Source organism: Streptomyces araujoniae (genome assembly GCF_050871195.1).
GTDB classification, from domain to species: Bacteria; Actinomycetota; Actinomycetes; order Streptomycetales; family Streptomycetaceae; genus Streptomyces; species Streptomyces bacillaris.
Window position 1 is genome coordinate 3,743,193 of the sequence record NZ_CP194070.1, and the last position, 24,965, is coordinate 3,768,157.

At 72.9% G+C, this 24,965-nt stretch carries 22 protein-coding genes; 14 read left to right on the top strand and 8 right to left on the bottom strand.

Annotation, left to right across the window (positions count from 1 at the left end):
* Positions 1-90: 90 nt before the first annotated feature.
* A complete protein-coding gene (locus ACQ9ZG_RS15875) occupies positions 91-2,094 on the top strand; it encodes an ABC transporter permease (protein WP_499280703.1) in 2,004 nt (667 codons plus the stop codon).
* A gap of 121 nt (positions 2,095-2,215) precedes the next feature.
* Positions 2,216-2,581: a PH domain-containing protein gene (locus tag ACQ9ZG_RS15880; protein ID WP_018489692.1), complete on the top strand. Its 366-nt coding sequence runs from the start codon at positions 2,216-2,218 to the stop codon at positions 2,579-2,581.
* Between the two features lie 16 nt (positions 2,582-2,597).
* Here ACQ9ZG_RS15880 and ACQ9ZG_RS15885 read toward each other — a convergent pair whose 3' ends face one another.
* Entirely contained in the window at positions 2,598-3,368 is a 771-nt protein-coding gene (locus tag ACQ9ZG_RS15885) for a peptidoglycan recognition protein family protein (protein ID WP_109916045.1), read from the bottom strand.
* A 170-nt stretch (positions 3,369-3,538) separates the two neighbouring features.
* Here ACQ9ZG_RS15885 and ACQ9ZG_RS15890 point away from each other — a divergent pair, with 170 nt between their 5' ends.
* Both ACQ9ZG_RS15890 and ACQ9ZG_RS15895 read left to right on the top strand, forming a co-directional pair.
* Positions 3,539-5,077 (top strand): APC family permease, encoded by a 1,539-nt coding sequence (locus tag ACQ9ZG_RS15890; RefSeq protein ID WP_028415907.1) that lies wholly within the window; start codon positions 3,539-3,541, stop codon positions 5,075-5,077.
* Position 5,078: 1 nt separating this feature from the next.
* A complete protein-coding gene (locus ACQ9ZG_RS15895) occupies positions 5,079-5,504 on the top strand; it encodes a universal stress protein (protein WP_028415906.1) in 426 nt (141 codons plus the stop codon).
* A gap of 39 nt (positions 5,505-5,543) precedes the next feature.
* Here the strand turns inward: ACQ9ZG_RS15895 and ACQ9ZG_RS15900 are convergent, their stop codons facing one another.
* Complete coding sequence (locus ACQ9ZG_RS15900) at positions 5,544-6,770, bottom strand: cation:proton antiporter (RefSeq protein ID WP_028415905.1); 1,227 nt, start codon at positions 6,768-6,770, stop codon at positions 5,544-5,546.
* A 290-nt stretch (positions 6,771-7,060) separates the two neighbouring features.
* Here ACQ9ZG_RS15900 and ACQ9ZG_RS15905 point away from each other — a divergent pair, with 290 nt between their 5' ends.
* Positions 7,061-9,337, top strand: a complete 2,277-nt coding sequence (locus tag ACQ9ZG_RS15905; protein WP_499280705.1) for an MMPL family transporter — start codon at positions 7,061-7,063, stop codon at positions 9,335-9,337.
* A 142-nt stretch (positions 9,338-9,479) separates the two neighbouring features.
* On the opposite strand, the gene ACQ9ZG_RS15910 is transcribed toward ACQ9ZG_RS15905, so the two are convergent.
* The 3 genes from ACQ9ZG_RS15910 to ACQ9ZG_RS15920 form a co-directional block, all read right to left on the bottom strand.
* A complete protein-coding gene (locus ACQ9ZG_RS15910; RefSeq protein WP_499280706.1) occupies positions 9,480-11,072 on the bottom strand; it encodes a DEAD/DEAH box helicase in 1,593 nt (530 codons plus the stop codon).
* Between the two features lie 253 nt (positions 11,073-11,325).
* Positions 11,326-11,529, bottom strand: a complete 204-nt coding sequence (locus tag ACQ9ZG_RS15915; protein ID WP_018489699.1) for a cold-shock protein — start codon at positions 11,527-11,529, stop codon at positions 11,326-11,328.
* Positions 11,530-11,886: 357 nt separating this feature from the next.
* Complete coding sequence (locus ACQ9ZG_RS15920; protein ID WP_018489700.1) at positions 11,887-12,216, bottom strand: MerR family transcriptional regulator; 330 nt, start codon at positions 12,214-12,216, stop codon at positions 11,887-11,889.
* Positions 12,217-12,726: 510 nt separating this feature from the next.
* Between ACQ9ZG_RS15920 and ACQ9ZG_RS15925 the strand changes: the two genes are divergently transcribed.
* From ACQ9ZG_RS15925 to ACQ9ZG_RS15940, 4 genes are all read left to right on the top strand, one after another.
* Positions 12,727-13,302, top strand: coding sequence for a hypothetical protein (locus tag ACQ9ZG_RS15925; protein WP_109916718.1), 576 nt, complete (start codon positions 12,727-12,729; stop codon positions 13,300-13,302).
* A gap of 10 nt (positions 13,303-13,312) precedes the next feature.
* Complete coding sequence (locus tag ACQ9ZG_RS15930; RefSeq protein WP_028415901.1) at positions 13,313-13,912, top strand: toxin; 600 nt, start codon at positions 13,313-13,315, stop codon at positions 13,910-13,912.
* 85 nt (positions 13,913-13,997) lie between these two features.
* Positions 13,998-15,302, top strand: a complete 1,305-nt coding sequence (locus ACQ9ZG_RS15935) for an MAB_1171c family putative transporter (protein WP_499280709.1) — start codon at positions 13,998-14,000, stop codon at positions 15,300-15,302.
* A gap of 233 nt (positions 15,303-15,535) precedes the next feature.
* A complete protein-coding gene (locus ACQ9ZG_RS15940; protein WP_109914699.1) occupies positions 15,536-16,075 on the top strand; it encodes a phosphatase PAP2 family protein in 540 nt (179 codons plus the stop codon).
* 151 nt (positions 16,076-16,226) lie between these two features.
* Here ACQ9ZG_RS15940 and ACQ9ZG_RS15945 read toward each other — a convergent pair whose 3' ends face one another.
* On the bottom strand, positions 16,227-17,756 hold the full coding sequence (locus ACQ9ZG_RS15945; RefSeq protein ID WP_499280711.1) for a ParB/Srx family N-terminal domain-containing protein: 1,530 nt from the start codon (positions 17,754-17,756) through the stop codon (positions 16,227-16,229).
* A 246-nt stretch (positions 17,757-18,002) separates the two neighbouring features.
* Here ACQ9ZG_RS15945 and ACQ9ZG_RS15950 point away from each other — a divergent pair, with 246 nt between their 5' ends.
* Together ACQ9ZG_RS15950 and ACQ9ZG_RS15955 are read left to right on the top strand one after the other, a co-directional pair.
* Positions 18,003-18,254: a hypothetical protein gene (locus tag ACQ9ZG_RS15950; protein ID WP_026237827.1), complete on the top strand. Its 252-nt coding sequence runs from the start codon at positions 18,003-18,005 to the stop codon at positions 18,252-18,254.
* A 165-nt stretch (positions 18,255-18,419) separates the two neighbouring features.
* Positions 18,420-19,223, top strand: coding sequence for a GNAT family N-acetyltransferase (locus tag ACQ9ZG_RS15955; RefSeq protein ID WP_109916962.1), 804 nt, complete (start codon positions 18,420-18,422; stop codon positions 19,221-19,223).
* A gap of 164 nt (positions 19,224-19,387) precedes the next feature.
* Here ACQ9ZG_RS15955 and ACQ9ZG_RS15960 read toward each other — a convergent pair whose 3' ends face one another.
* The gene (locus tag ACQ9ZG_RS15960) at positions 19,388-21,118 is read right to left on the bottom strand and encodes a SpoIIE family protein phosphatase (RefSeq protein WP_109916961.1); all 1,731 of its coding nucleotides are present in this window, start codon (positions 21,116-21,118) and stop codon (positions 19,388-19,390) included.
* A 109-nt stretch (positions 21,119-21,227) separates the two neighbouring features.
* Complete coding sequence (locus ACQ9ZG_RS15965) at positions 21,228-21,995, bottom strand: alpha/beta fold hydrolase (protein ID WP_499280713.1); 768 nt, start codon at positions 21,993-21,995, stop codon at positions 21,228-21,230.
* A gap of 193 nt (positions 21,996-22,188) precedes the next feature.
* Between ACQ9ZG_RS15965 and ACQ9ZG_RS15970 the strand changes: the two genes are divergently transcribed.
* The 3 genes from ACQ9ZG_RS15970 to ACQ9ZG_RS15980 all read left to right on the top strand — a co-directional run bounded on the left by ACQ9ZG_RS15970 (position 22,189) and on the right by ACQ9ZG_RS15980 (position 24,864).
* Positions 22,189-22,674: a peroxiredoxin gene (locus tag ACQ9ZG_RS15970; RefSeq protein ID WP_018489710.1), complete on the top strand. Its 486-nt coding sequence runs from the start codon at positions 22,189-22,191 to the stop codon at positions 22,672-22,674.
* A gap of 104 nt (positions 22,675-22,778) precedes the next feature.
* Positions 22,779-23,288 (top strand): NfeD C-terminal domain-containing protein, encoded by a 510-nt coding sequence (locus ACQ9ZG_RS15975; RefSeq protein ID WP_018489711.1) that lies wholly within the window; start codon positions 22,779-22,781, stop codon positions 23,286-23,288.
* Between the two features lie 121 nt (positions 23,289-23,409).
* Entirely contained in the window at positions 23,410-24,864 is a 1,455-nt protein-coding gene (locus tag ACQ9ZG_RS15980) for a flotillin family protein (RefSeq protein WP_018489712.1), read from the top strand.
* Positions 24,865-24,965 lie beyond the last annotated feature (101 nt).

Genomic DNA, 24,965 nt, shown 5'->3' on the forward strand with positions numbered 1-24,965 from the left:
CGCACGGCACCACCCCACGTCCCGGCAGGCCCGTACCGTCCGACGGGCCCGCCGGGGCTCCCGCACCTCCAGCCGCCCGACGAGGTCACCATGAAACGACCGGCCCTCCGCCGTACGCCCGGGGTCCGCGCCCCGCTCCTGCTGACGGTGCCCGCGCTGCTGGCCGTGGCGTTCCTGATGCTGCCGCTCGTCGGCATCCTGGCCCGCACCTCCTGGGGCGACCTCGGCGCGCACCTCACCGCCGAAGCCACCACCCAGGCGCTCCGCCTCTCCCTCCTCGTCTCGCTCTGGTCGCTCGGCCTCTCGCTGCTCTTCGGGGTGCCGCTGGCCTGGCTGCTGGCCCGGGTGCCGTTCCCCGGCAAGGCGTTCGTGCGCTCGCTGGTGCTGCTGCCGATGGTGCTGCCGCCCACGGTCGGCGGGGTGGCGCTGCTGCTGGCGTTCGGGCGGCGCGGGCTGCTCGGGCCGTGGCTGGAGGACACGTTCGGGATCACGCTGCCCTTCCACACCTCGGGGGCGGTGCTGGCGGCCACGTTCGTCGCGATGCCGTTCCTGGTCATCTCGCTGGAGGGCGCGCTCGGCGGTCTGCGCCCCCGGTACGAGGAGACGGCGGCCTCGCTGGGAGCCTCCCCGGTACGGGTGTTCCTCACCGTGACCCTGCCGATGGTGGCCCCCGGGCTGATCGCCGGGGCGGCCCTCACCTGGGCGCGGGCGCTCGGGGAGTTCGGCGCCACCATCACCTTCGCCGGGAACCTGCCCGGCACCACGCAGACCCTGCCGCTCCAGGTCTATCTGCTGCTCCAGGAGTCGCCGGAGGCCGCGACCTCGGTCTCGCTGCTGCTCCTGGCCATCGCCATGGTCGTGCTCATCGCACTGCGCGGCCGGTGGACGGGCACCCCCGGCGACCACCGGCGCGAGCGGTCCGCCCCCCGCCCGGAGGAGCCGACGGCCGCCGCCGCACCGGACGTCCTGCCAGAACCTGCCGCGTACGTACGGGACGAGGCGGCCCAGGACGCCCTCGGCAAGGCCCCCGGCCACGTCCTGGAGAAGGCCCCCCGGGAGCGCTGGCCCCTGCACGCCGACGTCACCGGCTTCACCCGGCTCGCCCTGGCCGCCGACCCCGGCACCACCATCGCGGTCGTCGGCCCCAACGGCGCGGGCAAGACCACCCTCCTGCGCGCCCTCCTCGGCCTCACCCCCCGCGCCCACGCCGCACTCCGCCTGGGCGACAGCGACGTCACGGCCCTCCCCCCGCACCGCCGGGGGGTCGCCTGGGTCCCCCAGGACGGCGCGCTCTTCCCGCACCTGAGCGCCCTGTCCAACACGGCGTACGGGCTCCGCGCCCATGGGGTGCCCCGCGCGGCGGCCCGGCGCGAGGCGCAGTCCTGGCTGGACCGGCTCGGCGTCGGCCACCTCGCCCACCGCAGGCCCGGCCAGCTCTCCGGCGGCCAGGCCCAGCGGGTCGCCCTCGCCCGCGCGCTGGCCGCCCGCCCGCGCCTGCTGCTGCTGGACGAACCGCTCGCCGCCCTCGACCAGACCACCCGGGCCCATGTCCGCCACACCCTGCGCAGGCACCTCGCCGACTTCGGCGGGGTCTGCCTGATCGTCACGCACGACCCGGTCGAGGCGGTCTCGCTGGCCGACCGGGTCCTGGTCCTGGACGACGGCCGGGTCCTCCAGGACGAGCCGCCCGCCGAGGTGACCCGCCACCCGCGCTCCCCCTGGGTGGCCCGGATGCTCGGCCGCAACGCCTGGCCCGGCACCGCCACCGCCGACGGCCTGGAGCTGGCGGGCGGCGGACACCTCGTGGTCGCCGAGCCCCTCGCCCCGGGCACGGAGGCCCTCGCGGTCATCGCCCCCGAGGCCGTCTCCGTACACCGCGAGAAGCCCACCGGCTCCCCCCGCAACGTCTGGCCCGGCACGGTCCGCGAGATCACCTCGGGCGGCAGCCGGCTCCGCCTCCTCATCACCTCCGACCGGGCGCCGGACCTGGTCGCGGAGATCACCCCGCAGGCTGCGGCCGAACTGCGCATCGCGGACGGCACGGAGGTCTGGACGGGCGTGAAGGCGACCGAGGTGACCGTCGTCCCGCTCTGAGGCCGGCCGGGTTCCCGGAACCGCCCCGGGCCACCCGAAAGCATGGCACCGGCTCCGGCGGGAACCAGAACAACTGCCGTACGCGTACTCATGTACGACAGATCCGAGAGACGGGGCATCCATGGCACTGTTCGGCAACGCGCACACCATCAACCCGGCCACCGCCCAGCAGGACTACGAACGCCTCCTCGGCCAGGGCGAGCAGGTGCACGCCGCCTTCCTGCTGATCCGCGACACGATCCTGTTCACCGACCGCCGGCTGATCCTCGTCGACAAGCAGGGCATCACCGGCAAGAAGACCGAGTACCACTCCGTGCCGTACCGCAGCATCACGCACTTCGCGGTGGAGACGGCCGGGACGTTCGACCTGGACGCCGAGCTGAAGATCTGGATCTCGGGCAGCTCGACCCCGCTCCAGAAGACGTTCACCAAGGGCGTCGACATCTACGAGGTGCAGGCGATACTCACGCAGTTCGTCGCGCGGTAGCCCGCCCGGGCGGCCCTCAGAAGTACGGGCGCAGCCGGGAGTTCGCCGCGTTGCCGGGGGCGGAGTCGCGCATCCGGGCCACCCGCTCGCGCAGCTCCGGCAGCAGCCCGTACAGCACATCGCCCGGGCAGCGGGTCTCGAAGCTGTCGCGGTGGCCCGAGATGACGTTCAGCCGGGCCACCTGCCCCTCGTCGAAGCGGCTCTCGGCGTTGGTGGAGACCAGCTCGACGGTGGCGAGCGGGTCGGCGCCGGGCCGCAGCTTCCAGGCGGCCAGCTCGACCAGGGCGTCCATCATCGGCTCCGGCACCTCGGCGCCCGCCCCGAAGTCGCCGATGGCCGCGATGCCGACGGTGTCCGCGTTGAACCCCTTGGTGTGGGCGCCGAGCACCGACCGCCCCACACCGCCCGCCCGGCCCTCGTAGATGGTGCCGCAGCGGTCGACGAGGAAGTTGTAGCCGATGTCGTCCCAGCCGTCCTTCTCGACGTGGTCGTTCTGGACGGACCGGATCAGCTCGGGGGCGTCGGCGCAGTCGTAGTCGTTGGGGTTGCCGGTGTGGTGGACGAAGACCGCCTCCGCCGCTCCCGTGTAATGCGGCTTCTCCCGGACCAGCCCCTCGTCCGCGTGCCACTCCTCGCGGCTGACGACGGCGGGCTGCGGGAGCCCGCGCGGCGGCCGGGGTCCGGTGGCCAGTTCCCGGTGCTGCTCGTGGAGCGCCGGGCCGTCCCGGAAGATCAGGAGGACCAGGGGCAGCAGCAGGGCGCCCAGGACGATTCGGCGGGAGCACATGGACTCCACCCTGCGCCCCGGCCCCGGCCTTCGCAGAGGAGCGGGGGCGATCGGGTGACCCTCACCCCTGAGGTCTTTCAGCCCGGAATGCGCACTGATGTAGGTGTTCCTACGATGAGGTCCGGATCATCCGCCGCCCCCCGCGGCGAACCCGGCCGGATCGAGGAACCATGTCCCACGACGCTGTGCAGGACGGGGAGGGCGGGCGGCAGGACGGCTCGGCGGTCGGCCTGAAGCCCAACGCCATCGGGTTCGTCGACGCCCTGGTCATCGGCCTCAACGCGACCTCCCCCGCCTACTCCCTGGCCGCCGTGATCGGCCCCATCGTGGCCCTGGTGGGGATCTACGCCCCGGGTGTCATGTTCGCCTCGTTCGTCCCGATGCTGCTGATCGCGTCGGCCTTCTACTACCTCAACAAGGTCGACCAGGACTGCGGGACGACCTTCTCCTGGGTGACCCGGGCGATGGGCCCCTGGGCGGGATGGCTCGGCGGCTGGGCGATCACCATGACCGGGGTGCTGGTGGTCGGTTCGCTGGCCGATGTGGCGGTGAGCTTCACCCTGCTGGCGGTCGGGCTGGACGGCTGGGTGGCCAACGACTTCGTACGGCAGCTGCTCACGGTGCTGCTGATCATCGTGATGACCGGGCTCTGCGTGATCGGCACCGAGCTGTCGGCCAAGGTGCAGAACGCGCTGATCCTGGCGCAGGTCGCGTTCCTGCTGGTCTTCGTCGTGGTGGCGCTCTACCGGGTGTACGCGGGCACCACCGGCTTCGACTCCATCGAGCCGTCCGGGAGCTGGCTCAACCCGTTCGGCGCGGGCGGTGCCGCGCTGACCGGCGGGCTGCTGCTCGGGGTGTTCATCTACTGGGGCTGGGAGTCGGCGGTCAACCTCACCGAGGAGACCGAGGACTCGGCGACCGCGCCCGGCAAGGCGGGTCTGTGGTCCACGGTGGTGCTGCTGGTGACCTACCTGTCGGTCGCCGTCGCGGTCGTCGCCTTCGCGGGGACGGCGTTCCTCGCGGAGAACGCGGGCGAGGAGGAGTTCGTCTTCGCGCAGCTCGCCGGGGACGTGCTGGGCGGCTGGGACTGGATCCTGCTCCTCGCGGTCGCCACCTCCGCGATCGCCTCCACCCAGACCACGATCATCCCCGCGTCCCGGACCGCGTTGTCGATGGCCCGCCGTCAGGCGCTGCCGCAGCACTTCGGCCACATCAGCCCCCGGTTCCGTACCCCTGACGTCAGCACCTGGTGGGTCGCCGGGATCGCCATCGTCTGGTACCTGGTGGTCAACCAGATCTCCACCACCGCCCTCTTCGACTCGCTCACCGCGCTCTCCCTGCTGATCGCGTTCTACTACGGGCTCACCGGCGTGGCCTGCGCGGTCTACTACCGCCGCCATCTCACCGAGAGCGTCCGCAACTTCCTCCTCATCGGCCTGGGCCCGGTGGTCGGTGCCGGACTGCTGACCTGGCTGCTGGTGCGGTCGGTGATGGACATGTCGGACCCGGCGAACTCCTACAGCGGCACCTCCTGGTTCGGCCTCGGTCCGCCACTGGTCATCGGCATCGTGATCTCGCTGGTCGGCGTGGTCCTCATGGTGGTGTGGCGGCTGCGGGACGCGGTGTTCTGGCAGGAGCGGCCGGGGGTCGCCGACCCGGAGCTGGTGCACGCCACGACCGCGAGGTCCGCCGACCGGAAGGAGCGCTGAGATGTCGGTCGTCCTCGGCTACGACGAGTCCCCCGGCGCCGCCCGCGCCCTGCGCATCGCGATCGAGGTGGCGGCCGCGTACGGCGAGGAGCTGGTCCTCGTCTACGGCGCGGCGGCCCCGGGGCTGCGCGACGGGGCGGAGTACCGCAGCCACTACGAGGCGATCCGGCAGGCCGGCCGCACCGGCCTGGAGCACGCGCTGACGGCCGCCGAGGAGGCGGGGGTGCCGGCCCGGGTGGAGGTGCTGGACGAGAGCCCGGCACAGGCCCTGCTGGACGCGGCCGAACGGCACGCGGCCCGGGTCATCGTGGTCGGCACCTGGGGCGAGAGCCCGATGCGCGGCGCCCTCCTCGGCTCGACCCCGCACAAGCTGCTGCACATGTCCCCCGTCCCGGTGCTGTGCGTCCCGACGGAGGACGCCCCCTGACCGCCGTACGCCCTCCGCCCCACCCCGGACGCTTCTCCCTCACCAGGCCTCGCCGCTCTCCGCCGCCCGGCTCGGCGCCTCCGCCCCCGTGCCGCCCTCCTCCTTCCGCAGCAGCCGGAACGCCAGCAGCGGGAACGCCAGCACCGACACCATCGCGGCGGCGACCAGCGCGGCGGCCTCCCCCGCCCCGATCACCTTCTCGTCCAGGCCGATCGCGGTGATCGCCACCACCAGCGGCAGACACGTGGAGGAGAACAGCGCCAGCGCGGACCGGGACGCGCGCCCGGTCAGGTCGCGCGGGGCCAGGAGGTACGCCGGCACCCCCCGCACCAGCAGGAAGAGCAGCAGGAACACCGGCAGGAGCAGCAGCGGGCGGCCACCGTCCAGGAGCGCGGCCAGATCGAAGTCGATGCCCGTGACGACGTAGAAGAACGGGACCAGGAAGCCGAACCCGATGGCCTCGATCCTCCCCAGGATCTCCCCGCTGCGCTCGGGCACCGCCCCCTGGAGGACCAGCCGGGTCAGCATCCCGGCGGCGAAGGCGCCGAGCAGGGTGTCCAGGCCGAAGACATGGGCCAGGCCCAGCATCCCGGCGAGCAGCAGCATCACGAAGCGGACGGCGAACTGGCCGCTGCTGTGCAGGGTCAGGGCGATGATCCGGGCGAACCACGGGGGCCGGGGCCGCATCGCCCAGAACACCGCGCCCACGGTGATGACGGCGAACACCGCGAGCACCGCGCTCGCCGCCCCCGGACTCCGCCCGCTGAACAGCAGGGCCATCGCCACGATCGGTCCGAACTCGCCGACCGACCCGAACGCCATCACCACCGACCCGAACCTCCCCTCCAGCCGCCCCGAGTCCCGCAGGATCGGCAGCACCGCCCCCAGGGCCGTACTGGTGAGCGCGGTGCCGATCACCAGGCTCTTGGCCAGGTCCGCGCCGCTGAGGAGCAGGGCCACCCCGAGCCCGGCGGCGAACGAGCAGATCCAGGCCCCGCCGGCCCGGCGCAGGGTGGAGCCCCGGACCTCCGCGAACCGGATCTCGTACCCCGCGAGGAAGATCAGCATCGAGAGGCCGAGGTCGGACAGGGCGTCGATGACCTGGTCGTGGTGGGCCCAGCCGAGCACATCGGGACCGACCAGGATGCCGAGCACGATCTCGAAGATGACGACGGGAACGGACAGCCACCGCCCGGTCGCATAGCCGAGCAGCGGGGCGAGAACCGCCAGGGCCATGATCAGGACGAGGGTCCCGGGGTGCTCCATCGCTCGTGTATAGCAAGGAATGGTCGCTTATCACCCGGTATGACACCCTGCTGTCGGCCCCTCTCCCAGGTCGGGCGGAGGGTGTCCCGCGGCCCGTCCGGGGGCCGGTCGGGCCGGGGTGGGCCGGCCCCGTTCCCCCTGCGGCCCGCCCCCGTCACCCGTTCTCCCGCGCCGGAGTGCCGCGGGGCGGAGAGGGCCGTTGAATGCGAAGTCCCGACGCCTGGACGCGGAGTCCCGACGCCTCGGCGGAGGCGCCTTCACAGCGGGGGCGGAACAGGACAGGGAGCCGTATGCCGTCGTCACAGGCCCGCACCGACCGGGAGGCCGCCCCACGCCGTGACCGGGGAGCCCTGCGCCGCACCGGCGAGTGGTGCGCCCGGCACTTCGTGACCGTCCTCGTGCTGTGGGTCGCCGCCCTCGCCGGGCTCCAGGTCCTCCAGCACGCGTACGGCGGCGACTACTCCGACGACTTCTCGCTCCCCGGCACCCAGTCGCAGGAGGGCCTCGACGTCCTGAAGGCGCATGCCCCGCAGGCGGGCGGGTACAGCGCCCAGGTCGTCCTGCACGACGCCGACAAGCCGCTCACCTCGGTCTCCGACCAGGTCGCCACGGCCGTCGCGGACCTGGGGAAGCTGCCCGACGTGCTCTCGGCGCAGAACCCGCTGCCGTCCTCCGGTTCCGCCCCGCCCCCGCCTCCCGACCCCAACACCGGGCCGCTCTCCAGCGATCAGAAGACCGCCTACATCACCGTCCGCTTCAGCGTGCAGCCCGCCACCCTCGACCCCTCCTACCTGGACGGGGTCGACGCGGCGGTCCAGCCGCTGCGTTCGGCGGGGGTGGAGGTGGAGTACGGCGGTCCGCTCGGTGAACTGGCCCGGCCCGAGCCCAGCGACCGCACCAGCGAGGCGATCGGCTTCGGGGTGGCGGTCGTGGTGCTGCTGATCGGGTTCGGCAGCCTGCTCGCCGCCGTGCTGCCGCTGGTCACCGCGCTGATCTGCGCCCTGTGCGGGCTCGCGCTGCTCGGCCTGTTCGCCGCCGCCGCGACCTTCGCGACCGTCTCCCCCACGCTCGCCACGATGATCGGCATCGGCGTCGGCATCGACTACGCGCTCTTCCTGGTCACCCGCCACCGGCAGAACCTGATCGACGGCCGGGACCCGGTCACCGCCGCCGGGAACGCCGCCGCCACCAGCGGCCACGCGGTGCTGCTCTCCGGCTGCACGGTGATCATCGCGCTCTCGGGGCTCTGGGTCTCCGGGATCGGGTTCATCGGCAAGCTGGGCCTGGCGGCCGCGGTCACCGTGGTCACGGCGGTGCTCGGCGCCCTCACCCTCGTACCGGCGTTCCTCGGGCTCATCGGCCGCCGCATCGACCGGGTGCGGGTACGGAGGCCGGTGGCCGAGACCGTTCCCGCGCGGGAGGGCGCGGAGGCGGGCGGCTGGCACCGGTACGCGCAGCGGGTGGAGCGGCGGCCGTGGTGGTTCCTGGCGGGCGGGGTGGTGCTGCTGGCGGTCCTCTCCTTCCCCGTCTTCTTCATCCAGCTCGGCCACATCGGTGACGGCGCGGACCCGAAGTCGTTCACGGACCGGCGCGCCTTCGACCTGATGTCGGACGCCTTCGGGCCCGGCTCCAACGGCCCGCTGACCCTGGTCATCGACCAGAGCAAGGTGGCTTCCGGTGACCGTTCCGCCCTGGCCGACCAGGCGCAGAAGGCCCTGACGAACGTCCCGGACGCGGCCGTGATCACCCCGCTCACCGCCACGTCGGACGGCGACGTGCTGACCGCCACCGCCTACTCGGTGGCCGCCCCGCAGGACGGGCGGACCACCTCCCTGGTGAACCGGCTCACCGACGACGTCCTGCCGCAGGCCGTCTCCGGCACGGACGCGAGCACGTACGTCACCGGCACCACCGCCGCCCAGGTCGACTTCCTGGACATCGTCTCCAGCCGGCTGCCCCTGATCATCGCGGTCGTCGTGGCCCTGGCGTTCCTGGTGATCCTGGCCGTCTTCCGGGGCCTGCTCGTCGCGCTGAAGGCCGCCGTGCTCAACGTCCTGTCGATCGCGGCCTCGTACGGGGTCGTGGTGGCCGTCTTCCAGTGGGGCTGGGGCGGTCCGGCGCTGGGGGTGTCGGGGAAGGTGCCGATCGAGAGCTACGTCCCGATGATGATGTTCGCCATCGTCTTCGGGCTGAGCATGGACTACGAGATCTTCCTGCTCTCCCGCATCCACGAGGCGTGGGTGCGCACCGGCGACGCGCGGGCGAGCGTGGCGCACGCGCTGGAGATCACCGCCCGGGTCATCACCTGCGCGGCGCTGATCATGGTGAGCGTCTTCGCCGCGTTCGTCATCAGCGACAACATCGTGGTGAAGATGCTGGGCCTGGGACTGGCCGCCAGCGTGCTCATCGACGCCACCGTCGTACGGCTGCTGCTCGTCCCGGCGGTGATGACGCTGCTGGGCCGCTCCGCCTGGTGGATCCCCGGCCCGCTGGACCGGATCCTGCCGCACCTGGACGCGGAGGGAGGCAGCGCCTCGGCCTCCCGGGCGGACGCGAACGCGCGCTGAGGGGACGGGACCATGTGGGGCGGGGCCGGGCAGCGTGTGCTGCCCGGCCCCGCCCCACATGCGGGGCGGGGCCGGGCAGCGTGTGCTGCCCGGCCCCGCCCCACATGCGGCGCTCCGCGCCTCCCGCCGGGACTCCGACGGACTACGCGGCCCGGTTCGCCCGGCGCTGGGCGGCGGCCGCGCGTGCCTCCGTCGTCGGCAGGTCAGGGCGGCGGCGCCGGGCCGGGGCCCCGCCGCCGCGCTTGGTGCCGCGCCCCATGAACGCGCCGCCGCCACCGCGGCCGGAGCGCTCCTTGGGCGGGGCGGTGACGACCACGGGGACGCCCGAGGGCGCCTGCGCACCGGTGATCCGGCTCAGCTCGGCCTCGCCGGAGCGGACCTGGGCGATCTGCGGGGTGATCCCGGCGTCCGCCATCAGCCGGGTCATCTCGCGGCGCTGGTTGGGCAGGACGAGCGTGACGACGCTGCCGGACTCCCCGGCGCGCGCCGTACGGCCGCCGCGGTGCAGGTAGTCCTTGTGGTCGCTCGGCGGGTCGACGTTGACGACGAGGTCCAGGTTGTCGACGTGGATGCCCCGGGCGGCGACGTTCGTGGCGACGAGGACCGTGACGTGGCCGGTCTTGAACCGCTCCAGGGTCCGGGTGCGCTGCGGCTGGGACTTGCCGCCGTGCAGGGCGGCCGCCCGGACCCCGCTCTGCAGCAGGTGGTCGGTGAGCTTGTCGACGGCGTGCTTGGTGTCCAGGAACATGATCACGCGCCCGTCCCGGGCGGCGATCTCCGTGGTGGTGGCGTACTTGTCGGCGCCCTGGACGTAGAGCACGTGGTGCTCCATCGTCGTGACGGCACCGGCGGCCGGGTCGACGGAGTGGACGACCGGGTCGTCTAGGTAGCGCCGCACCAGCAGGTCGACGTTGCGGTCGAGGGTGGCCGAGAAGAGCATCCGCTGCCCCTCCGGGTTCACCTGGTCGAGCAGCTCGGTGACCTGCGGCATGAAGCCCATGTCGGCCATCTGGTCGGCCTCGTCGAGGACGGTGACGGTGACCCGGTCCAGCCTGCAGTCGCCGCGCTCGATGAGGTCCTTGAGCCGGCCCGGGGTGGCGACGACGACCTCGGCGCCGCCGCGCAGCGCGCTCGCCTGACGGCCGATGGACATGCCGCCCACGACGGTGGCGAGCCGCAGCTTCAGCGACCGGGCGTACGGGGTGAGGGCGTCGGTGACCTGCTGGGCCAGCTCACGCGTCGGTACGAGCACCAGAGCCAGCGGGCGCTTGGCATCGGCGCGGCGCCCCTCGGTGCGGGCCAGCAGCGCCAGGCCGAACGCGAGGGTCTTGCCCGAGCCGGTCCGGCCGCGGCCGAGGACGTCCCGGCCGGCCAGCGAGTTCGGCAGGGTGGCCGCCTGGATCGGGAACGGCACGGTCACCCCCTCCGCGACGAGCGCCGCCTTGAGCTTGGCGGGCATCTCCAGCTCACCGAAGGTCTCGGCGGCGGGCAGCGCCGGGGTGACGGTCACCGGCAGGGCGAACTCGCCCTTCAGCGCGGAGCCGCGGCGCCCGGCCCCACCACCGGAGCGCCCGCCACCGCCGCCGGAGCGACGGGGTCCGCCGCCGAACCCGGCGGCGCGGCGCTCGCCGCCGGAGTTCCCCGGTGCGCCGCCGCTACGGCCGCCGGAGGAGGGGGAGCCCGCACGGGTGCGGGCGAATCGGTCGTTCGAGCGGGGGGTGCGTTCGCGGTTCATGCAGAACCTTTCCTCGATGGGGCACGTATCGAGGGATTCTTTTTCAGGGGAATAAACCGTGAACGGCACCCAGAATCGCAAGAACGAGCCGATGAAATGACAAAGGGGCGCGGAGACGTGCTCCGCCGGCCCCGGAAACAGCAACGAGCTGGGGCCCGCACCCCAAGGTGCGGGCCCCAGCTGCGTAGTCCCGTCCGAGCGATCGGACGGTCCCGAGTGATCAGGCGCCCGAGTGATCGGGCAGACCGGATGATCAGGCAGGGACGATGTTCTCGGCCTGCGGGCCCTTCTGGCCCTGCGTGACGTCGAAGGAGACCTTCTGGCCCTCCTGCAGCTCACGGAAGCCGGAGGCGGCGATGTTCGAGTAGTGGGCGAAGACGTCAGCGCCGCCACCGTCCTGCTCGATGAAGCCGAAGCCCTTTTCCGAGTTGAACCACTTCACGGTGCCAGTAGCCATGTCATATCTCCTTAGGGGAGGGGCAGTGCCCGTGGGCCCACACCTTGTGGACCCCACGTCGCCGCGATGATTACCCCGTCCGGAAGAGCACCGGAAAACTTGTAAGTTTTTGGGAACCACAACTGCAACTGAGATCAACAGTAGCACGGGGGCCCCGGGCGGGGACGAACGAAATATCACGCGCGATGCGGGAACAAAACAGCGGGGGAAAAGCCTCATCGCGCATTGCGTGAAATTCTGCGCCGGCGAATACAGATATGTTCCGGGCGGGCCACCAGGGCTCGGGCGGCGAAGGAGCACCCCTCCGGGGTTCGCGGCACCCTTCCAGGCCTCAGCACCCGGGCCGGGGCGCGCGGCTCAGCGCTCGGGACGGCCGCCGCGCAGCTCCTCGTTGAGGCGGAGCGCCTCTTCGAGCTGGTCCTCCAGGATCACGATGCGGCAGGCGGCCTCGATGGGCGTGCCGCCGTCGACGAGTTCGCGGGCGCGGGCGGCGATGCGCAACTGGTAGCGGGAGTAACGGCGGTGACCGCCCTCGGACCGCAGCGGCGTGATCAGCCGGGCCTCACCGATCGCCCGCAGGAAACCCGGCGTCGCCCCGATCATCTCGGCGGCGCGCCCCATGGTGTAGGCGGGGTAGTCGTCGTCGTCGAGCCGGTCGATGGCGTGCGAGGGGGGCTCCGGGGGCATCTGCACCTCTTCTGTCACACCTGTCTGTCACACGTGACGGAGGGCCCGGGGCGCCGTACGCCTGCGGGGTGCCCCTCTGCCGCGTACCGCTGTTTCGCCTGATTGCACAAGAAACCCTAATCGCCCGGGAAGGACATGTCTATCGCGGCCGTGACAGCTTTCGGCCACCGGCGGCGTCACGATGGCCGACGCGCCGATGGAACTGACCGACTGGTCAGTTGTCGTCGGGCGGACCGCGGGGCCATAATGCACGCGTAGCCCTTCACGCATCCCCCGTCGTGAAGGGCTACACCCCTGTCCGGAACCGGTTCCGACACCGGCCCGGGACCGGCGCGGGCACCCGTCCGGGCCACCGTGGACACCCGTCCGAGCCGGTACGGACACCCGTCCGGGCCGGCGCGGGCGCCCCCGTCCGCGGCGGGCAAGGGGCGCCCTGGGTCATCACGGGCAAGGCACTCCCCTCGTGGTCCCCTGCCCGTGTTTTTTCGAGTTAACAGTGACGTAGAGTGTTTGCGCAAGCTCAGTTCCGACTCCGAGGTGAGCGTGGAGGACCGGATGGCCAAGGTCGACGGTGACGAACCCGGTGCGGAACGGAACGAACCACCCCGCCCGGCCGGCCCGCCGCCCCTGAACTCGCTGCGGGAAAAAGTCGAGTACATGGTCGAGAGGACCTTCCCCGGCCAGAAGATCTCCGGCCGGGTCTTCGCGGAGCTGGTGCGGGAGCGGGGCGGCTCCCTCTCGCACAGCTACTTCTCCAACATCCTCGCCGGCAAGGTCACCCAGCCGTCGGAGGAGATCCTCAAGGCCCTCGGCCTGGGGTTCGGCGTGGACTGGCGCTTCTTCAAGGAGGAGTCCGAGGTCGTCGACGACGTCGTCGCGGGGCTGCAGTTCCTGGCCAAGCGGCGGACCGGGGAGATCAGCGGGGTGGCGGGCCGGGGGCTGGATGACGAGGGCCTCCCCCCGGAACTGCTCCGGTTCGCGCTCTCGCTGCTGGAGGACGCGGCCCGGGAGACCGCACCGGAGGGTCGGGCCCCCTCACGGGAGAGTGCGGGGGAAACCTCGCGGAACCGCCCGCAGGACACGTAGCGTCGGTGGCATGTCCCTGCGGAAGCTGCGCAAAGAGTGCGAGGCACAGCTCGCCGACCTGCCCATCCCGGTCCCGTTCTCGCTGACCGGGCTGGTCGCCAACATGGAGGCGGCGCGCGGCCGCACGATCCGGCTGCACGAGATGCCGGACCGCCTCGCCCGCGTCAACGCCGCCTGCGGGCTGCGGCTGAAGGCGGACACCACCAGTCTCGTCCTCTACCGCCGCAGGCCGACCGCCTACCAGACCGAGCACGTCATCCTCCACGAGCTGTGCCACGAGTGGTTCGACCACGGGACGACCCTCGACGCGGAGCAACTGCGCACGCTGCTCCCGGTCTTCGACACCTCGCTGATCGCCCGGATGATCTCCCCCGAGGCCGCCGCGTCCTTCGCCGCCGGAGGCTCCACCGTGCAGGCCCGCGCGCAGTACGCGACCCATGACGAACGCATGGCCGAATTCGGTGCCTCCCTCATCCCCCGGATGGCGCGGGACCTCACCACCGATGACATGGTGGGGCGGCTGAGCGACTCCCTCTCCCGCCCGGTGGCCCACCGCCGGCGCGGACTGTTCCCCCGGATCGGCCGGAGGGAGCCCTCGGACGACGCGTGACCCCGAGTGCGCCCCTCTCGGTGACACGTGCCACCACCGCACCTCCCCCACCGCCGTGCCCCCGACACCCGAGGACGAGACCGCTGTGACCCCCCTCGATCTCGCCGGTTACCTGATAGCCGGCCTGATGACAGCCGTTGCCCTGTGGCGTATGCCCGCTGCCCTGTGGGGCGATGAGGACGACCGCAGACGGCGGGCCCTGTGGGGCTGCTACGCCGGATTCGCCCTCGCCCTGTGGACGAAGACCGAGGCGGTGCGCATCGGCCTCAACAACAGCGCCGTCACCGACCTCGCCGTCCTCATCAAGCACTACACCGCGACGGTGGCGATTCTGGCCATCCTCAGCTACATCGTCGCCATCTACGGCCGCTACCCGGAGGGGGGCGCGGTCCCCCGTCACGTACGGTTCGCCCGGCTCGTCCAGCAGGTCGCGGCGAAGGCCTCCGTGGCCACGCTGATCCTGCTGACCGTCCTCTTCTTCACCGTCGTCGACCGCTCCGAGCCCTCGGACCGCTTCGTCTCCGACCACGCGGGCGAGTGGGGCGCCACGCTCTACATGAGCGTCTTCTACCTCTATCTCGGCGCCGCCTCCGCCGTCTGCGCCTTCCAGTGGGCGCTGGCCACCGCCGACGCCCGGCGGCGCCATCTGCGCATCGGGCTGGGGATGATGACGTTCGCGATGTTCATCGGCGTCGGCTACACCGTCAGCCGGACCCTGTTCCTCTGGATCAGCGTGGTGGACGAGCCGAGCGAGTCGTTCGCCCTCCGTTTCGACCAGGTGACCGAGGCGGCGCAGCTGGTCCTCTTCGCCTTCTTCGCCCTCGGCGCGTCCGTCCCCGCCTTCAGCACCGGCGCACGCCGGGTGCGGCTCTGGCGGGCCCAGATCCGGCTGCACGCCCTCTGGTACGAGCTGATGACCGCCTTCCCCGACCAGCCCTTCGACCCGCCCGCCTCCCTCGCCCGGGAGCTGACCCGGTTCAACGCCCCGGCCGACCTGCGCGTCGACCGCTGGGCCGCCGACATCGCGGACGCGGTGGAGAAGCTGCGCCACTACGTCCCCGACGGGCTGGTCGCCGCCGCCGGTGAGGCCGCGGGCCGGGAGACCGCCGATGCCCGCCGGGCGGCGGCGCTCGGTGACGCGTACTGGATCAGGGCCGCCCTGCTGGCCAAGGAGTCCGGCGTCCCCGCGGGCCCCGCCGCGGCGGTGGCGGCCCAGCAGGCGGCGGACCAGGACGGCGAGGTGGCCCGGCTGGAGCGGGTCGCCGCGGCCTACCGGACGGTGACGGCGGAGCGGGCCCATGAGGTGCTCACGGCGGCGGCCGAACCCCGTACGGCACAGCGGGAGACCACGCCCCGCGCGGCGCAGCAGCAGACGGAGCAGCTCTCATGACCAACAACAGCACCACGGACACGACAGGCATCGCAGACACGACCGGCACTTCAGACACCACCGGCACCGCAGGCATCGCAGGCACCACTGGCACCACCAGCCCTTCAGGCGCCACCGGCACGACAGGTGCCACGGACACCGCGGACACCGGCAGCACCGTCGGTGCCGGGGAGGCCACCGCCACCCCCGAGGACGCCACCCGCCGCACCTCCGTCGCGCGCGCGGTCACCGACGTGCTCCAGCCCCGCAACGCCCTCCTCGCGGGCATGCTCGGCATCGGGCTGGCGGCAGCCGGGGAGTGGACCGGGCTGCTCTGGGGGTTGCTCGGGGCGCTCTGCGCCGGGCTGATCCCGGCGGGGTACATCGAGTGGGAGCGCGGGCGCGGCACCTGGGGCGACCGCCATGTCGTCGACCGTACGAAGCGGGCCCCGATCTTCTTCGTGATCCTCGGCTCGATCGGGGCCGGTTCGGTGGTGATGGTCCTCGGGAGCGCGCCGGCCGGCATCCTCGTCGCGATGCTCGCGCTCTGGGTGATGACCATCGGGCTGCTCGCCGTCAACACGGTGTGGAAGATCTCGGTCGACTCGGCGGTGGCCTCCGCGGTGGTCTCCCTGCTCGCGGTCGTGCACTCCCCCTGGTGGCTGGCCGCGTACACGCTGACCGCGGCCGTCTGCTGGTCACGCGTGGCCCTCGGCTACCACACGGTCGCGCAGACCGTGGCGGGCGCGGGGCTGGGGGCGGCGACGACGGTGGCGTACGCGATCGGCGGCTGACGAGCCACCGGGAAGCGGGCGTACGAGCCCGGCGTACGCGGCTTACGGCACGTCATCCGACGGCGTACGCGTTCGGGGGCTGGCGAAGGCGCGGGCGCGGGGAGGCGGGGTGCACGGTGCACCCCGCCTCCCCTCACGTGCGCGCTCCGGCTCACACCCCCGCGCACTGCCCCGAGCGCGGCCCGCGGACCTCGTTCGGCCGCCCGGTGTTCTCCGGCGCCGGGGCGTTGGACGAGCACGCGACGGGACCCGTCACCGTGTTGGCGGCGAGCTGGACGCCCCCGGTGTTGCCGGTCAGGACGACGGCCCCGGTCACCGCGTTGGCGGTGCACCCCGGCCCGCCGAACCGGACGGTCCCGGTGGTGCGGCCGATGACCAGCGGCCCCGTGATGCTCGACCCGCACACCCGGACGGCGGCGGCACGGTCCGACTGGAGCGGGCCCTCCAGCGTGGAGCCGGTCAGGACGAGGGCGGCTCCGGCGCGTACGGTGACCGGCCCGCGCAGGGCGGCGCGTTCGACGCAGGTGACGCCGTCCGTGACGGTCAGCGGACCGTTGCGTACGCCGGTGATCCTCGTGGTGCACGCGGGGGCACGCCCCACCGTGGCCTTGTACGCGAGGGATTCGGCCAGCTTGCCCGGCTTGGCGTCCGTCAGGGGCTTGCTCAGCTTGGCGAACTCCCCGCCCGTCTCCTTCTTGCCGCCGTTCCACTCCGCGATCCGGCCGAGCTGCCCGGCGGTCTTCCCGTCGTCGACGACCGCGTCGGCGTCGAGCGCGGCCATCGACTTCGAGGCGCTCTTGACCAGGTCGAGGTAGGGCCCGGGGGAGGTGAGGTCGTACGCGGACGTGTCGTGCTTCCCGCGCAGCCAGGAGCCCCACGAGAACTCCAGGAACTCCGTCGCCCCGTCCGGGACTTCGTAGCCGATGTCCCGCGTGAAGTAGACGAGGCTGCGGTACGGGTCGTCGCGGAAGTGCGTGATGCCCAGCCGGTCCGGCAGCTGGTCGACGCCCAGCGGGCGGTTGTTCTCGTCGCGCAGCCACACCTTCTTCCCGGCCGTCATCCGCTGCCAGAACGCGGCGGTGGACAGCGAGCTGAAGTTGTCGGTGACGCGGAGCCGGATCGGCAGCCGGGCGGAGCCGTCCGGGCCCTCCAGGAAGGACGTCAGGGTGTGGTGCCCGTCGGTGAGGTAGAGCTTCCCGCCGGGCCCGATGACGGCCGTCTTCATCGGCGCGATCGACTTCCCGGTCTCCTGGCCGAGCGGCACGGTGCAGGTGAAGCTCGCCGGGTCGTCCAGCCGGGCGCCCGGGCTCACCGAGGCCGCCTCGCCCTGGCCGTTGGTCTCGCACCAGTCGTCGAAGCGCTTGTTGAAGCCGCCCGCCGCCTCGTCGCGGTCGCTGCCGTAGCGGCCCAGCTTGTAGAAGACCTGGTCGAAGCCGAGGACGGCCTGGGTCGGGTGGAGTTCGCCCAGGGTGACGTCGATCAGATCGCCCGGCTGCGCACAGGCGCGCGGCAGCGGCCCGCTCCCGGCGCACGCCCCGGCGCTCCCCGGTCCCGCGCCGCCCGGTCCCGCCGCGGCCGCCGTGCCCGTACCCGCTCCGACGACGACCGTGCCCGCGGCCAGGACTCCGGCCAGCAGCCGGGCCCCGCGCCGGGGCAGGCCGGCAGCCTTCGATCTGTTCATGGACGACCTCTCCGTACGGGCGTTTCTTCCGCTGTCCGGCGCTTCCGCGCTTCCGCGGTGACGATCGCAAGGCACTGCGACGCGGGCGCGGACGGGGCGTGAACGCACGATGACGCTGTCATGCCACGGCAGCGGGGCTCCCTCCGCGACGGCGCGGCCGTCCGTTTGCGGGGGCGGCCGGCACCCGGTTACGTGGAGGAGGCCGGTCACGGAGGACGCGACCCGGACCACCTGGAGGTACCTCCCATGGCGAAGAAGAACCGTTCCGCTCCCGCCAAGGGCCTGCGGGGCAGCAAGGCGGGGCTGGCGCTGAGCCTGGGCAGCAGCGCGCTCGCCGTCATCAGGGCGTCCAAGCAGGTACGCCGGGCCAGGAACCGCCACGACAGGCTGAGCACCGCCGACGCGGTGGCGGGGATGCTGCCGCTGATCACCTCGGCCGCCCTGATCCTGCGGCAGCTGCGCGGCCGGAACCGGGAGAACACCCCGGAGACGGCGTGAGCGCCCGGCGGTACGGGGAGCGGTGCGCGAAGCCGTACGGGGACGTCACCCCGACGGCGTAACGACCGATCACTGAACCGCCCGGCCCCGGGGTACGGCTGTACCGTGCCGAACCCCGCCGAGAACACCTTCCGGATCGCCGCCGCCAGCGCCGAGGACATCGTCATGCTGGGCGAATGGGCCCACGAGGAGTCCTGGAACCCCGGCCTCACCGACGGCCGGGTCTTCTTCCCGGCCGACCCCGGCGGCTTCCTGATCGGCCGCCTCGACGGTGTGCCGGTCACCTCGGTGTCCGTCGTGCGGTACGGCCCCGACCACGGCTTCCTGGGCTTCTACCTGACCCGCCCGCACCTGCGCGGCCAGGGGTACGGGCTGCGCACCTGGCAGGCCGGGACGGCCCGGCTCGCCGGACGCACCATCGGGCTCGACGGGGTCCCCGACCAGCAGGACAACTACCGCCGCTCCGGCTTCCGCACCTGCTGGAGCAACGCCCGGTACGAGGGCACCCCGCCGCCGGACATCGCACCGCCCCCGGGCATCACGCTCGTCGACGCCCGTTCCGTACCGTTCGCCCTCCTCGCCGCGTACGACCGGCGGTTCTTCCCGGCGCCCCGGGACGGCTTCCTGGCGGCCTGGATCACCGCCCCCGGGCGTACGGCGCTGGCGGCGGTGCGGGACGGGGAGCTGCACGGGCTCGCGGTGGTACGGGAGTGCCGCGCCGCCTCCCGGATCGGACCGCTCTACGCCGCGTCCCCGCAGGTGGCGGCGGCCCTGGTGAGCGCGCTCGCGGCGACGGTGCCGGACGGGCCGGTGGCGATCGACGTGCCCGACCTGAACCCGGCGGCGGTACGGCTCGCGGACGGGCTGGGGCTGACCCCGTCGTTCGACACGGCCCGGATGTACACGGGCCCGCAGCCGGTGATCGACCGGGACGGCTACTACGGCATCACCAGCCTCGAACTGGGCTGAGAGGCCGAGGATCTACAGGGGCGGCCGGTCCGCGCACCGCCGACCGGCCGATTCGCGCACAACCGGACCAGGGCCTGCGCGGAGCCGACGGCCGACGCGGAGCCGATGGCCTAGGCGGAGCCGATACCCGACGCGGACCCGATACCCGACGCGGACCCGACGGCCTACGCGGAGCCGTCCGGTCTCCGGGGCGCCACCGGCGGATCCTCCCTGATCCGCGAGGCCAGCACCGCGATGTCGTCCTCCGCGTCGCCGCCGAACCGGTCCAGCACCCGGTCGAGCAGATCCTCCAGGCTCCCGCCGGAGGGCAGGGTCAGCGAGGCCAGCCGGGCCACGGAGACGTCGATGTCCTCGTCCCGGCGCTCCACCAGACCGTCGGTGTACATGAAGAGCACGGTCCCCGGGCCGCAGGGCACGGAGGTGGTCCGGTAGCCGCCGAAGCCGGTGCCGAGCGGAGGCCCGGCCTCCACCGGGACGATGTGGGCCCGCGAGGCCCCCGGGTCGATGAAGACCGGCGGCAGGTGCCCCGCGCTGGCCACCTCGCAGACCCCGCCGAACCGGTCCACGACGGCGAGCAGACAGGTGGCCGCCCGGTCGAGCCCCGACCGCTCCACCATCGTGTCGAGCCGCTCCAGGATCCGGTGCGGCGGCAGGTCCTCGGCGGCCAGCAGCCGCAGCAGCGAGCGGTAGTGGCTCATCGCCACGGCGGCCTCCACGCCGTGGCCCATCACATCGCCCATCGCCTTGAGGTGGCGCCCGTCCTGGAGCGGTACGACGTCGAACCAGTCGCCGCCCACCAGGACCCCCCGCTCGGCCGGGAGGTAGCGGGTGGCGATCTCCACGTGCGGGTGGGGGCCGCGGGGTTCGGAGAGCAGGGAGCCCTGGAGTTCGCGGGCGATGCTGTGCTCGCGGTCGTAACGGCGGGCGTGGTCGAGGTCGACGGCGGCGCGGCCGGCGAGTTCCCGGGCGACGACCACGTCCTGGTCGCTGAAGGCGGGCGAGCCCTCCGCCCGGACCAGGCTGAGCGTGCCGAGCTGACGGCCGCGGGCGGTGAGCGGGACGACGAGCGCCTGGCGCAGGCCGAGGGCCAGGATGGCGGCGATCCGCTGCGAGGTGGACGCGGAGCGGGCGCTCCGGTGGTCCTCCCAGTCGTCGAGGACCGGCTCGTTCTCGGCCAGGCAGCGGGTGACGGCGGAGTCCGCCGCGAAGTCGACGTACTCCCCCGGGTGCCCGAACCGCTGCATCTGCTCGTCGAGCGGCCCCCGGCCCCGCAGCGCGGCCCGCCGCAGCCGCAGGACACCGGGTCCGGCCCGGCGCACGGGATGTCCCACCTCGGGCGGGAAGACGTCGACGGCGGCCACGTCGGCGAAGGGCGGCACGACGAACTCGGCCAGCTCCCGGCAGGTGGTGTCCATGTCGAGCGTGGTGCCGATCTGCACGGCGGCCGTGGAGAGGAGGGTGACATGGCCCCGGGCCTCCTCCAGCTCCGCCCGCTGCCGGGCCACGTCGCTGATCTCGACGACGATCACCATCAGCCCGCACACGTCCCCGCCGGTCTCCAGCCGGTGGTAGGCGGCGCGCCAGAACCGGGGGTCGCCGGAGGCGGCGGCCCAGGTCCGGCCGCTGATCGTCTGCTCGCGGGGTTCACCGTCGCGCAGCACGCCGCGCAGGACGGCGGCCTGGCCGCGCAGCCCGGGCAGCACCTCGGAGAAGGTCCGGCCCAGGTGGGACCCGGCGCGCAGGCCGTTGATCCGTTCGAGGGCGGGGTTGACGTAGGTGTAGCGGAGGTCCGCGTCGAGTACCGCCACTCCCGCGGGGTTCCCGTCGAGCAGGGCGGCCACGGTGGAGCGGTCGAAGGACGACGGAATGCCGTCGCCGCACGCTGCGGCCTGCAAGGGGGCCTCCTGTGCCGTAGATCGGCCTCCGGACCTCCATCGTGAGCGGCCGCGCCCGGCACCGCATCCGCAGCACGGCGGCCCGCCCGCCGGGGGCGTTCGGCCGGGCTCAGGGGCTCGGCTGGAGTCCGGCCGTGCCCCGCCCGGCGCGCAGCCGGTCGAGGTCGAGGGTCCCCTCGGTGGGCTCGGCGGTCGGCGGCAGGCCGAGCGCGGCGGTGACGGGCTCCGGCAGACTGCCGGTACCCAGCAATCCGGTGACCAGGGTGGTCGTGAGGCGGTGCCAGGCCGGGGCGCGCCGGATCATCGCGTGGTCGCCGCCCCGGACGGTGATCATGCAGGTGCGGGCGCCGGCCCGGCGGGCGCGGGTGGTGAGGGACTGGGTGGCCTGGGGGCTGGTGATCCGGTCCCGGCTGCTGTGGACGAGGACGACGTCACGGCCCGCGAGCTGGGTCACCGGGTCGCCCGGCGGGCACCAGGGGGCGAGGCCGACGACCCCGCGCACGAGGGGGTGCCCGGCGGCGAGCAGGGCGGCGCGGGCGCCCATGGAGTGGCCGAGCAGCACCACCGGCACGCCGCCGCCCTCCTCGGACCCCCCGGTCTCCTCGCCGAGTGCGTCGAGCGCGGCCAGGGCGTCGTGGAGGGCGTCGGCACGGGACCCGTTCCACCCCCGGTGGGCGTACCGCACCTGCCGTACGAGGACGTCCGCACCGCTCCCCGGGCCGCTCGCCGGTGTGCGGGTCGCGCGGCGCAGGGCGCGGACGAAGGGGCGCATCCGGGTGCCGGGGAGGTTGAGGAGGCCGGGAGGCGGCGGCTCCGTACCGTTCTCGTAGCCCCCGTGCAGGACGAGAACCGCTGCCGACGGGGATCGTGGGGCCACGCGTAACCTCCAGGTCCGGGTGAAGGGGCGGGAGAGGGGCCGGGCGCCCCGCCCCGTACGTCTGCGGTGTCACGTATTCGGTGCGGACGCCGTTCCGGATGGGCCGAACGTGTCAACGGGCGGAAAGTGCCGTTCACTGTACGGGCAACGCCCCACCCCCGTTCGCACCGCGAACGCACACGAAGGAGTCGTCATGGCGGCAGGACCATCCCTCGGCACCCCGGCACCGGACTTCACCCTCCCCGGCGGTGTCCTGTCCGGGGACGCCTTCGACCGCGCCGACTACACGCTCTCCGCCGCCCGCGGCCGGGCCCTGGTACTGGCGTTCTACCCCGGGGACAACACCACGGTCTGCACGAAGCAGCTGTGCTCGTACTCCTCGGGCATGGAGACCTTCGAGGGGCTCGACGCGGAGGTCTGGGGCATCAGTCCACAGGGTGTGGACAGCCATGAGTCGTTCGCACGGACGTACGGGCTCCGGATGCCGCTGCTGGCGGACGAGGGCCGGGAGATCGCCAGGGCGTACGGGGTCGCCGCCCCCGGCATCGGCGTCCGGCGGGCGGTCTTCCTCATCGGCCCCGACGGCGTCCTGCGCTGGAAGCACGTGGCGTTGCTGGGTGCGACCTTCCAGTCACTTTCCACCCTTGCTGATCAGTTGTCCGGCATCAAAACGGCGTAAAGATTGCCGGGTTCCGGCAGTGCTTCGAACCGGACCCCTATGGGACCATCCAGTCAGTTCGACGGAAATACCCGGGGGAAGTCGAAGAACAGGGGAGTGATCAGGTGACCTTCTTTCTCGGTCTCGGCATCGCGGGGATCGTCCTGCTGGCCCTTTCCCTGGTCTTCGGCGGCGTCCTCGAAGGGCTGCTGGACGGGGTGCTCGACGGCCTCTTCGACGGGCTGCTCTCGCTCCCGGTGATCGCCGGGTTCATCTCGATGCTCGGTTTCGGCGGGGCGATCGTGCTCGGCACCACGGGCGCCGGGCCGGTCGTGGCCACCGTCGTCGGCGTCGGGGCCGGGGTCGTCGCGGGCTGGCTGACGTGGAAACTCAGCAAGGCCCTGATGCGGGACCAGACCTCGTCCACCCCGCGCGGCGGCGACCTCGTCGGCACGTCCGGGACGGTCGTGACGGCCATCCCGGCCGGCGGCTACGGCGAGGTGATGCTGCGGCTGGCGGGCCAGCCCGTCAAGTACGCGGCGAAATCCCCGGAGCCCGTCGTCCGGGGCACCGAGGTCTGGGTGGAGGCGGAGCTGTCGACGACGTCGGTGGCGGTCCGCCCGGTGGACCGCTGAGGCCACCCGCCCACCGCACCCCTTCAATTCAACGAACCGAACACCCCACCCCACCCACACAGCACCTGGCACCACAAACAATCTGCCGTCCCCCATCCGGGAGGCAGGGGGGACCTTTCTCATGAGTCCAGTAGCCATCGCCGTCATCGGCATCGTCGTCCTGCTCGTCCTGCTCGGCCTGGTCGTCATCACGCGGTACAAGGTCGCCGGGCCCAGCGAGGCGTTCATCATCACCGGGCGCCGCGGCAAGAAGTCGGTCGACCCGGTCACCGGCCTCACCAGCATCGACAACAGCGGCCAGAAGGTCGTCGTCGGTGGCGGTGTCTTCGTCGTGCCGTTCGTCCAGCAGAAGTTCACCCTGGACCTCTCCAGCCGGCACATTCCGATCGCCGTGCGCGGCGCGGTCACCCTGCGCGGGGTGAAGTCGAACCTCGAAGGCGTCGCGATCGTCAAGGTCGGCGGCAGCGAGGACGCCATCCGGGCCGCCGCGCAGCGCTTCCTCCAGCAGCAGGACGGCATCGTCGGCTTCACCCAGGAAGTGCTCTCCGGTGCGCTCCGCGCGATCGTCGGCCGGATGTCGGTCGAGGACATCATCCGGGACCGGGCCGCGTTCGCCGGGCAGGTCGCGGAGGAGGCCGAGACCAGCCTCTCCGGCCAGGGCCTGATCCTGGACGCCTTCCAGATCCAGGACATCACCACCGAGGGCTCCTACCTGGAGGACCTCGGCCGCCCGGAGGCCGCCCGCGCCAAGCAGGAGGCGGACATCGCCGAGGCGATCGCCAAGCGCGCCTCGGAGCAGGCCCGGCTGAAGGCGGCCGAGGAGATCGCCATCGCGGAGCGGACGTACTACCTGAAGCAGGCCGAGATCAAGGCCGAGACCGAGGCGGCCGCCGCCAAGGCCAACGCCGCCGGTCCGCTCGCCGAGGCCGCCCGCCAGCAGGAAGTGCTCCAGGAGCAGGAGAAGGTGGCCGAGCGCCAGGCCGCGCTGACCGACCGCGAGCTGGACACCAAGGTCCGCAAGCCCGCCGACGCCGCCCGCTACCAGGCCGAGCAGGAGGCGGAGGCCCGCCGTATCGCCCTGGTCAAGGAGGCCGAGGCGGACGCGGAGCGCTCGCGCCTGACCGGTGAGGGTGAGAAGCTCCACCGCTCGGCGCTGGCCGACGCGGTGCGCATCGAGGGTGAGGCCGAGGCCGCGTCGATCGCCGCGAAGGGTTCGGCGGAGGCCGAGGCCATGCAGAAGAAGGCCGACGCGTTCGCGCAGTACGGCGACGCGGCCGTCCTCCAGATGCTGGTCGAGGTCCTCCCGCAGGTCGTCGCGAAGGCCTCCGAGCCGCTGAGCGCGATCGACAAGCTGACGGTCGTCTCCACGGACGGCGCCAGCCAGCTGGCCCGTACGGTCACCGACAACGTCGCCCAGGGCATGGAGCTGCTCAGCTCCACGACGGGCGTGGACGTGGCCGCGCTGCTGGAGAACCTGAAGAACCGCACCACGGGCGAGACCGCCGGTGGTGCGCCGGAGAAGAGCACCACCGCCGCGTCCGACAAGGACAAGGACAGGATCGAGATCACGGGCTGAGGCCCACCGCCTCGGCTCCCTCGCTCCGTGCCCGGTGACCGGGCGCGCGTACGGCACCTCCCGTACGCGTACGCCACGGTCGCCGGGCACCGCCGTGTCCA

Bases quoted from the DNA above. Each gene is read 5' to 3' on its own strand.
- ACQ9ZG_RS15970 (WP_018489710.1), top strand. From the start codon at position 22,189: ATGGCGGCAGGACCATCCCTCGGCACCCCGGCACCGGACTTCACCCTC.
- ACQ9ZG_RS15890 (WP_028415907.1), top strand. From the start codon at position 3,539: ATGTCCCACGACGCTGTGCAGGACGGGGAGGGCGGGCGGCAGGACGGC.
- ACQ9ZG_RS15880 (WP_018489692.1), top strand. From the start codon at position 2,216: ATGGCACTGTTCGGCAACGCGCACACCATCAACCCGGCCACCGCCCAG.
- ACQ9ZG_RS15910 (WP_499280706.1), bottom strand. From the start codon at position 11,072: ATGAACCGCGAACGCACCCCCCGCTCGAACGACCGATTCGCCCGCACC.
- ACQ9ZG_RS15895 (WP_028415906.1), top strand. From the start codon at position 5,079: ATGTCGGTCGTCCTCGGCTACGACGAGTCCCCCGGCGCCGCCCGCGCC.
- ACQ9ZG_RS15945 (WP_499280711.1), bottom strand. From the start codon at position 17,756: ATGAACAGATCGAAGGCTGCCGGCCTGCCCCGGCGCGGGGCCCGGCTG.
- ACQ9ZG_RS15905 (WP_499280705.1), top strand. From the start codon at position 7,061: ATGCCGTCGTCACAGGCCCGCACCGACCGGGAGGCCGCCCCACGCCGT.
- ACQ9ZG_RS15930 (WP_028415901.1), top strand. From the start codon at position 13,313: ATGTCCCTGCGGAAGCTGCGCAAAGAGTGCGAGGCACAGCTCGCCGAC.
- ACQ9ZG_RS15875 (WP_499280703.1), top strand. From the start codon at position 91: ATGAAACGACCGGCCCTCCGCCGTACGCCCGGGGTCCGCGCCCCGCTC.
- ACQ9ZG_RS15955 (WP_109916962.1), top strand. From the start codon at position 18,420: ATGCTGGGCGAATGGGCCCACGAGGAGTCCTGGAACCCCGGCCTCACC.
- ACQ9ZG_RS15950 (WP_026237827.1), top strand. From the start codon at position 18,003: ATGGCGAAGAAGAACCGTTCCGCTCCCGCCAAGGGCCTGCGGGGCAGC.
- ACQ9ZG_RS15900 (WP_028415905.1), bottom strand. From the start codon at position 6,770: ATGGAGCACCCCGGGACCCTCGTCCTGATCATGGCCCTGGCGGTTCTC.
- ACQ9ZG_RS15915 (WP_018489699.1), bottom strand. From the start codon at position 11,529: ATGGCTACTGGCACCGTGAAGTGGTTCAACTCGGAAAAGGGCTTCGGC.
- ACQ9ZG_RS15885 (WP_109916045.1), bottom strand. From the start codon at position 3,368: ATGTGCTCCCGCCGAATCGTCCTGGGCGCCCTGCTGCTGCCCCTGGTC.
- ACQ9ZG_RS15980 (WP_018489712.1), top strand. From the start codon at position 23,410: ATGAGTCCAGTAGCCATCGCCGTCATCGGCATCGTCGTCCTGCTCGTC.
- ACQ9ZG_RS15920 (WP_018489700.1), bottom strand. From the start codon at position 12,216: ATGCCCCCGGAGCCCCCCTCGCACGCCATCGACCGGCTCGACGACGAC.